Source organism: Vibrio sp. 10N.222.46.A1, assembly GCF_041473595.1.
Classification (GTDB): domain Bacteria; phylum Pseudomonadota; class Gammaproteobacteria; order Enterobacterales; family Vibrionaceae; genus Vibrio; species Vibrio tasmaniensis_A.
In genome coordinates, this window is sequence record NZ_JBFRSN010001638.1 from 1 (window position 1) to 337 (window position 337).

The 337-nt window shown below is 38.6% G+C and carries 1 pseudogene; it reads left to right on the top strand.

From position 1 onward, the window contains the following. Positions 1-337 (top strand): annotated as a pseudogene (locus AB4496_RS28585) (methyl-accepting chemotaxis protein); the annotation flags it as partial.

Sequence of the window (337 nt, forward strand, 5' to 3'; positions counted from 1 at the left end):
TATTCAAGAAATAATATCTCGCCTTCAGGCTCAAGCGAAAGATGCGAACCAATTTATGCAATCCAATCTTTCGTTAGCAGAAGAATCTAGACAGTATAGCGAACAGCTTCGTGCTGCATTCGCTTCTATCACTGACTCAGTACAACTAATATCTGATATGAACACACAAGTAGCCACAGCGTCTGAAGAACAATCTGGCGTAACACAAGATATTTCACAAAATGTTTCTCTGACCTTTGATATTGTTCATCAAAATGTTTCAGGAATTGAGCAGAGCAAACAGGCAAGTGAAGAACTCTCTTCATTAGCTGTTAAGCAAAAAGACTTGCTGAGTTTT